We start from the raw sequence: 7,532 nt of genomic DNA, 5'->3' as shown, positions 1-7,532 counted from the left end.
CCTGCCGTCAGCCCCGCCTACATGGGCCGTCCCGCAGGGGATGACCCGTCCAGGAACTGCTGCGCCCGGCCCTCTTGTGGCATATACCCACACCATGCCTTCCGCCCTCACCGCCTCCCAGATCCGCGAGGCGTTCCTCCAGTTCTTCGAGGAGCGCTCCCACCGTCGCGTGGCCTCGTCCTCGCTGGTACCCGTCGGCGACCAGACCCTGCTGTTCACCAACGCCGGCATGGTCCAGTTCAAGGACGTGTTCACCGGCCGCGAGCAGCGCGACTACCGCCGCGCGACCTCCTCGCAGAAGTGCGTGCGCGCCGGCGGCAAGCACAACGACCTCGACAACGTGGGCTACACCGCCCGGCATCACACGTTCTTCGAGATGCTCGGCAACTTCTCCTTCGGCGACTACTTCAAGTCCGACGCCATCGCGTTCGCGTGGGAGTTCGTCACCCAGAAGCTCGGCCTGGACAAGGCCCGGCTCGCCGTCACCGTGTTCAACGGCGAGAACGGCGTCCCCTGGGACGAAGAGGCCTTCGCCCTCTGGGAGAAGCAGGGCGTCGCGCGCGACCGCATCCTGAAGCTCGGCTACAAGGACAACTTCTGGGCCATGGGCGACACCGGCCCGTGCGGCCCCTGCTCCGAAATCCACTACCACCAGGGCAACGACATCCCCTGCGTGGAAGAGGCCGCGGGCCGCCCCTGCCAGGGCGTTGCGTGTGATTGCGACCGGTGGCTCGAAATCTGGAACCTCGTGTTCATGCAGTTCGAACGCAAGGAGAAGGACGCGCCCCTCATCCCCCTGCCCAAGCCGTCCATCGACACGGGCGCGGGCCTGGAGCGCATCGCCGCGGTCGTCCAGGGCAAGCGCTCCAACTACGACACCGACCTCTTCCAGGGCATCCTCTCCACCGTCAGCGCCCTGTGCGGCCAGCCCTACTCCCAGGAGACCGGCGCCTCGCAGCGCGTCGTCGCCGACCACGCGCGCGCCACCGCGTTCCTCGTGGCCGACGGCGTCCAGCCCTCCAACGTGGAGCGCGGCTACGTCCTGCGCCGCATCATGCGCCGCGCCATCCGCCATGGCGCCACGCAGCTGGGCCTCAAGGACCTGTTCTTCTACAAGGTCGTGGACCGCGTCATCGAGCTCATGGGCGACGCGTTCCCGGAGCTGCGCGAGAGCCGCACCTTCCTGCTGGAGGTCGCCAAGCACGAGGAGGAGGGTTTCCGCCGCACGCTCGACCGCGGCCTGAAGCTGATGGACGAGGAGCTCTCCAAGCTCCAGTCCGCGAACCAGAAGGTCCTCCCGGGCAAGATCGTCTACCTGCTGCACGGCACCTACGGCTTCCCCTGGGACCTCACGCAGATCATCGCGCGTGAGCGCGGCTTCGACGTGGACCTGGAGGAGTTCCACAAACTCCAGGAGGACGAGGCCGCCAACCAGAAGTTCGACACGAAGGCGAAGTCCGGCGGGGACATCTTCCAGGACATCGTCGGCCGCACGGGCGCCACCACGTTCCTGGGCTACGACGGCGAGGGCCACGAGGGCGAAGGCAGCGTGCTCGCGCTCGTGCAGGACGGCGTGGAGGTGCCCCAGGTCTCCCAGGGCGCCACGGTGGACATCGTGTTGGACCGGACGCCCTTCTACGGCGAGTCCGGCGGCCAGCAGGGCGACACCGGCCGCATCGTCGCCCACGGCGGCAAGACGGTGGTGCAGGTGAAGGACTCGCAGCGCCCGGTGCAGGGGCTCATCGTCCACACCGCGGAGGTGACGGAGGGCACGCTGAAGGTCGGCGACATGGTGCAGACGTCCGTGGACGTGGAGCGCCGCAAGTCCATCCGCGCGAACCACTCCGCCACGCACCTGCTCCACAAGGCGCTCAAGCGCGTGCTGGGCGAGCACGTGAAGCAGGCGGGCTCCGTCGTCGCGCCGGACTTCCTGCGCTTCGACTTCTCGCACTTCTCCCCCGCCACGCAGGACCAGTTGGAGCAGGTGGAGGACCTGGTCAACACGTGGGTGCGCGACAACGCGGGCGCCCAGACGCGCATCATGACGCTGGACGACGCGAAGAAGTCCGGCGCGGTGGCCATGTTCGGTGAGAAGTACGGCGACACCGTGCGCGTCGTCACCGTGCACCCGGAGTCCACCGAGCTGTGCGGCGGCACGCACGTGAAGCGCAGCGGTGACATCGGCCTGTTCAAGGTGACGAGCGAGAGCGGCGTCGCGTCCGGCGTGCGGCGCATCGTGGCCGTCACCGGCGTGGGCGCGCTCCAGTTCGTGCGCGAGCAGGAGCACGAGCTCAAGAAGGTCGCGGCGCTCCTGCGCACGTCGCCCAAGGAGGTCGCCCTGCGCGTGGAGGCGACCCAGAAGCGCGTGAAGGAGCTGGAGCGCAAGGTGGAGGAGGTCGCGGTGAAGGCCCAGTCGGCCTCCAACAAGGACCTCCTGGACCAGGCGCGCGACGTCAACGGCATGAAGGTGCTGGCGACGCGCGTGGACCCCGCGGACGACAAGGTGTTCCGCGGCATGGCGGATCAGCTGCGCGACCGCATCGGCTCCGGCGTGATTGCCATTGGCGGTGAGAAGGACGGCCGCGCCATCATCCTGGTGGCCCTCACCAAGGACATGGTCGCCAAGGGCATGAGCGCGGGCAACCTGGTGCGCGAGATGGCCAAGGAAGTGGGCGGCAAGGGCGGCGGCAAGGCGGACATGGCGCAGGCCGGCGGTCCAGACGCGGCCAACCTGCCCGCGGCGCTGGAGAAGCTCTACGAGCTGGTGAAGGGCGCGAGCCCGGCGTGAGCCTCCACGCCCCGTCCCGGCCCCTGGCGTTCCTGACGGCGGCCCTCCTCCTGGGGGGCTGCACGAAGGACTCCTCCACGCCCGAGTCCGAAGCCACCGCGAACACGCTCCAGAAGCTGCGCGCGGAAGCGGACCGGGTGAAGAAGGGCGGCGCGGCCTCCGCCCGCCCGGAGCCGGAGACGGACAAGGAGTCGCGGCTGGCGGGCCTGGCCGCGGGGATGGGCGACAGCGGCCCGAGCAAGCTGCGGCTGCCCGCGCGCAACGACACCGTGCACGTGGACACGGTGGCGATGAAGCTCACCGGGCTGGAGTCCTCGCACTCGGTGCGGGGCAGGTCCGGGCTGGGGCTCACCACGGAGGACCTGTTCCTGCGAGTGGAGCTCGTCACCCAGAACGTGGGCACCGTGCCCGCGCCGCTGTCCCTGGATGGCGCGTGGCTGGCGGACGCGAAGGGGCAGACGTACGCGCTCGCGAGGGATGCGCAGGCGGTGGCCGGCACGCGGCCCCTGCCCACCACCTGGGCGCCCGAACAGCGCACGGACGTGGTGCTGATGTTCGAGCTGCCTCCGGAAGCGGTCCAAGACGAGGGGCTGGCGCTCGTGGTGAAGGGCGCTGGCGGGGACGTGCGGATCCCCTTGCGATGACCGGGCCGGCCCCCAAGCTCCTCCCCTTGCGCATCCGCCTGCCGTACACGGCGGAGGAGGAGTTCATCGAGCGGTATGGCTCGAACGTGGGGCGCGGCGGAGTCTTCGTGGCCACCCGTGCGCTCAAGCCGGAGGGCACGGGCCTGGCGTTCGAGTTCGTCCTCGCGGACGGTACGCGGCTGTTGCGCGGCGAAGGCGTGGTGCTCAAGGCACAGCCGGACGTGGGGAACGCACGGGCCGGAATGACCGTGCGCTTCACCAAGCTGGATGCCGCGAGCAAGGCGCTCATCGACCGCATCGTCGCGCGGCGCGCCGGGACGGAGGGTGAGGACCCGGCGCTGGCGTCGCCCTCCGCGCCCAGGATGGAACCGGCGCCGCTCCCGCCGGGACTCGTGCGCAAGACCCCGACCGTGCCGCCCTCGCGGCCCTCGATGCGGATGCCGGCGCTGCCACCCGCTCCGGGTTCGGGTGAATCGGCTCCCGTGCGCCGTGAGGTGGCTCCACTTCCGGGCACTCCGGGCGTGCCTTCACCGGGGATGGGGGTGTCGTCGGAAAGTGCGCGACGGGCTCCGGATGCGGCGCAGAAGGCGCCCGTGCCCGCGCCCGCGCCCGTCGTGGAAGCGCCTCAAGCGGCCGAGCCCCCGGTCCTCGCCGAGCCCGATGCTCCGGTGTCGCTCTTCCCGGAGCATGAGGAGGGAGAGGCAGCCCTCGCGTCGATTCCAGACGTGGGCCCTTCGCGCGATGCGCGGGGGAACAAGTCCGTCCCGGGGATGCCGCAGCGGTCGACCCGGGAGATGTACACCGTGCGCTCGGCTGCCGGGGAGTCGTCTGGGGCGAGGCCGGAGACGAAGGACTGGAAGGCGCCGCCCGCCTCTTCCGGGTCCTTCCCCGCCGTGAGGCTGCCGTCGGACGCGGGTTCGACGGGACGTGAGCCGACCCGGCCCACGGATCCGGATCCGTTCGAGTCCTCCGACGAAACGACGGACGAGGCCGGAGCAGAGGCCTTCGCGATCTTCACCGAGCCGGAGTTTCCGGAAGGACGCGCGGAAACGCCGGTCTGGAGCCCAATCCCGGCCGCGCCTCCCGCCTTCAAGGAAGAAGCACCGTCGCCTGAGCCGGCAACGTCCGGGTCCGCCACGGAGTTCGATACAGCCGCGCTGGCTGGGCTCACGCCTGCGTCGGTGGAGGCGTTCGATCCGAATGGAGTGCTCGGGGAAGTGCAGGCCCCAGGGCTTTCGCAGGAGGAGCCCGCGGCCCACGCTGACCTGGCGAATCCCAGCGATACGGGAGCAACGCCAGACACGCGGTTCGTTTCCGATGCGGCGGAGGCGGCATCACCGGACGCACCCGCGGTCGTCGAGGCAGAGGCGGCCCATACAGGAGAGGCGCTGGCTGGGGCAGAGCACTCCCGGGTGACGACCGCGGCCGATGTCGAGCAGCCGCTCGACTTCGATGTCGACCTCCACATGGATGCCGAGGAGGGAGTTCCGCCGGAGGAGAGCACCCCGGGCGCTGACGGTGCATCCGGATTCGAGCCCACGGCGTCCACCTCCGAGCCGGAGGCAGCAGCCTCGGATCCGCACCGTTCGTGGGAGCAGGACGAGGCGCCGCGCCATCCGGATGCAGAGCGCCTGCTCGCGTGGGGCATCGACCCCGCGTCGATTCACCACAAGGCGGGCGCACTCCCGGAAGAGGAAGATCCGTTCGCCGCCGCGCTGGAACAGGCCGTCGCAACGAGCGACCCGGCGGACCTGGCTGCCGGCGATGAAGTCGCGGCTTCGCATTCCCATGCGCCTGGTTCGGAGACGCAGGGAAGCACGGTCGCGACAGTGGACGACCGGACGGGGGCGAGTCCGGACGCGGATGCGGTGTTCGAGAACACGGCGACTCCGGACTCCACGGAGCCTCACGTCACGGCACCGTTGGAGTCACGCGCCGAGGAGCCCACAGCGGGATGGGCCTTCTCGTCCCCGACCTCTTCCGAGCCTCCAGCGGACGAAGCCCATGCGGCATGGCCGGATGAAACCGCGCGCACGGAGGACTCCGCGCCAGTCGAGACGCCTTCAGGCGTGCTGAGCGAGGAGGATGCATGGACCGCGCTCGTCGGGACGTCCGCGCAGGAAGCCGCGCACGCTGACGCAGCTCGTGCGGAAGAAGCTCCCATCCCTCCCGCGCTGACGCTCGCGGAGCAGTTCCCTCCGGGCGAGGCATCTCCTGCTGCCGGGGTGTCATCCGCAGCGGCGACGTTCCAGTCGGAGGGAGTGCTCGCGGAAGCGGCTTCGGCGGAGTCTTCGACGACGCATGCCGCATCGACGGTCGAGGAGGCATCAACGGAAGGCGTGTTCTCGGACGCGCAGTCCCTGAACAACGACGAGCAATCACACGCATCGCTGGCGGATCCCGCTGCCGAGGCGTTCGCGGATGCCATTCCGGTCGAAGAGGGATGGGACGAAGAGCCGTCGGTCTTCACGGTGGACTCCGAACCCACCTCCGGTTCCGTTGCGAACCACCGTGGCGAAACGGTCGCGGGGCAGCCTGGCTTCGAGCCTTCGGCGGCAGAGGCCCTTGAGCCCGCGAGCGGAGAGGCGCCCCCGCTCCCCACCTCCATGCCAGTGGCTGCTGTCGAGGCAGAGCCGGAGAGCACGGATCCATCCGCGACCGAGCCTGCGAGCCCCTTCGCTGGTGAGGAGTCTGATTCAGGAGCGACAGCCCACTCCCCAGAGACCTTCTCGCAAGGGGATGGTTCGGCCATCCTCTCCGGTCAGCCGTCTCTCCCCAGCGACACGGCACGCGCCTCCGAGCGGGAGGTCCCCACTTCGATAGGCCAGGGGGAAGCGTCATCTCCTGCCCCGACCGCGTCGGATTTCGTCGCGAGCCCCACGGATCCGACTGGCGCGGCACCCGTTGAGGAGGCGCTGCCCCCATCGACGATGCAGTCCGCATCGGGCATCACCACGGCTGACGCGGACGCCCGTCCCACGACCGCATCCGCAACCGTCACGGATTGGGTAGGCGAGGCAACCTTCGCGAAGGCTTCGTCCGCGACGGTCCCGGACCGTTCAGCGGAGAAGACGGGCACCGTCACCTCGGAAGCAGTCACACCGCCTGCGCAGGACGCAGCAAGCACTGCTCCGGATCCGCTCGCGCTCACCAAGGAGCACCCGAACACCGCGACCCACACGGCCCCGTCCGAGGATGCGTTGCGCGCGGACTCTTCGGCGCCCTCCCGGCCAGACGCGGAAGGCACCGCAGCGGATGCATCCGCTACGGGCACGGTCCCACCGGGTGAGCCACCGCACGAGGGAGCGACGTCCGCACTTGAGACGACGCCGACCCGTGTCGAGCCTTCGACGAGCGAAACGCAACACGCGGCAGCAACATCAGCAGCCTCGAAGGAGTCTGCCTCCTCATCGAACGCAGCGCCGCGCATGCAAGCGGGAGCCGCAGCCCCGAAGGAGCCCGTCTCCACACCGGATGCAGCCCCCCGCACAACAGCGGTATCCGCAGTCTCGAAGGAGTCTGTCTCCACGACGGATGCAGCGCCCCACGAAGCCGCGGCATCAGCAGTCTCGAAGGAGTCAGCTTCCACGACGGATGCAGCGCCCCACGCGGCAGCGGCATCAGCAGCCTCGAAGGATTCAGCCTCCACCACGGACGCAGCGCCCCAGACGGCAGCGGCATCAGCAGAGTCGAAGGAGTCGGTCCCCACGACAGACGCTGCACTTCACGCGGCAGCGGCAGCCTCGCAGGATTCAGCCTCCACGACGGATGCAGCGCCCCACGCGGCAGTAGCATCGGCTGTCTCGCAGGAGTCGGCCTCCACGGCATCCGCAGCAGCAGCCTCGGGAGCACCTGCCTCCGCCACGCCCTCGACGGAGGCAGCAGAGAGCAAAGCCGCGTCGCCAGACACCGCACTCCCTCCGGCCCAGACCGGCCCCTCCGCGGACACGAAGCCCACCGACGCTGCCGCTGCAGCCCCACTCCCGGCGCCCCCCGCCGAGGCAATCACCGCCAGGACCACCGCCTCGGGCGAACTCCACCCGTCCGCGCCACCGCAGCGCCCAGACACCGCGCAGACTCCAGACCCCAGGCCGTCGGAG

General features: G+C 70.0%; 3 protein-coding genes. All 3 read left to right on the top strand.

Annotation, left to right across the window (positions count from 1 at the left end; genetic code table 11):
- Positions 1-94: 94 nt before the first annotated feature.
- Positions 95-2,788: an alanine--tRNA ligase gene (gene alaS / locus D7Y13_RS35050; protein WP_120585555.1), complete on the top strand. Its 2,694-nt coding sequence runs from the start codon at positions 95-97 to the stop codon at positions 2,786-2,788.
- Positions 2,785-3,432: a hypothetical protein gene (locus D7Y13_RS35045; RefSeq protein WP_120585554.1), complete on the top strand. Its 648-nt coding sequence runs from the start codon at positions 2,785-2,787 to the stop codon at positions 3,430-3,432. The genes alaS and D7Y13_RS35045 overlap by 4 nt, the downstream gene beginning before the upstream one ends.
- A 26-nt stretch (positions 3,433-3,458) precedes the next feature.
- The coding region (locus D7Y13_RS35040; protein ID WP_244222415.1) for a TIGR02266 family protein at positions 3,459-7,532 on the top strand (4,074 nt) is incomplete at its 3' end.

Source organism: Corallococcus praedator, from assembly GCF_003612125.1.
Lineage (GTDB): Bacteria > Myxococcota > Myxococcia > Myxococcales > Myxococcaceae > Corallococcus > Corallococcus praedator.
This window is presented reverse-complemented; position numbering and strand designations above follow the sequence as displayed.